Here is a 1,185-nt window from a genome sequence, read left to right as displayed (position 1 = left end):
CGATGACACTGATCGTTGCCACCAGCGGCGTCGATTTCAACTGCAGCACGGTCTCGCCGGTCAGCGTCGGCAGCGCCCGGTAGATGGCCTGCGGCAGCCAGATCCGCCGGAATGCCTTCCAGCGGCTCATGCCGAAGGCACGCGCCGCCTCCAGTTGTCCCTTGGGCACACCGGCAAAGGCGCCACGCATCACCTCGCCCTCATAGCCGGCGAAAGACAGGGTCAACGCCAGCACGCCATAGGGCCAGGCTTGCCTGAGATATGGCCACATCCAGGATTCGCGGATCCACGGATATTGCGGGAACAGCGAACCCAGGCCGTAATAGAGCAGCCAGAGCTGGATCAGCAGCGGCGTGCCCCGGATCACCGTGCAGAACACCTTGGCAGGCGCGGCGAACCAGAATGAGCCGGCGGCTTGCGCCAGCCCGAGCGGCACGGCGAGCAGAAAGCCCAGCACGCAGGTGACGGCCAGGATCCACAGCGACCGCCAGATGCCGATCAAGCCCATTTCATAATATTGCGGCAGCCAGTCCCAGCGCATGAAAAAGGCAGCCGACAAAACAAGGCCCAGTGCGATCAGGATCAGCACGATGCGGTGCGGCTGCAGCCACAGCGATGTTCGCGCGACGACGTTGATGATGGCAGCCTCGTTGGCCATCAGCGCGCCTCCTTGAGCGAAGGCATGCCGCGCCGCGACCAGGTCTCGACCCGGCCGATGACGAGGTTGGAGAACAGCGACAAAAGCAGATAGAGCACGCCCGCCGCGAAAAAGAAGGTGAAATAGGCTTTGGTGACACCCGCCGCCTGCCGCGTCGCCAGCGCCAGTTCGTAGAAGCCGACGACCGCCAATAGCGCGGTATCCTTGGTGGCGATCAGCCAGAGATTGGCGAGGCCCGGTATGGCGAAGGGCAGCATTGACGGCAAGGTGATGCGCCGCAACAGCAGGCCCGGAGACATTCCATAGGCGCGGGCGGCCTCGATCTGGCCCTGCGGAATGGCCAGGATCGCGCCGCGTATCACCTCTGTCGAATAGGCGCCCTGGACGAAGCCGAGCACGGCGATGCCGGCGGCAAGGCCGCTCACGTCGACGCGCTGATAGCCCATGGCCGTCAGCGCCTGATTGATCAGGTCGGTTCCGGCGTAATAGAGCAGCAGGATCAGCACCAGTTCGGGCACAGCCCGCAC

General features: G+C 64.4%; 2 protein-coding genes. Both read right to left on the bottom strand.

Annotation, left to right across the window (positions count from 1 at the left end):
* Nucleotides 1-658, bottom strand: a 658-nt coding sequence (locus tag EN893_RS34805) for an ABC transporter permease subunit (RefSeq protein WP_128362202.1), incomplete at its 3' end; no start/stop codon positions are given.
* Nucleotides 658-1,185, bottom strand: a 528-nt coding sequence (locus EN893_RS34800) for an ABC transporter permease subunit (RefSeq protein WP_128362201.1), incomplete at its 5' end; no start/stop codon positions are given. The genes EN893_RS34800 and EN893_RS34805, both read right to left, overlap by 1 nt.

The sequence above is a fragment of the Mesorhizobium sp. M7A.F.Ca.CA.004.04.2.1 genome (genome assembly GCF_004022825.1).
Taxonomy (GTDB): Bacteria; Pseudomonadota; Alphaproteobacteria; order Rhizobiales; family Rhizobiaceae; genus Mesorhizobium.
Note: the sequence above shows the minus strand (reverse complement) of the source record. Positions and strands in the feature narration are given on the sequence as shown.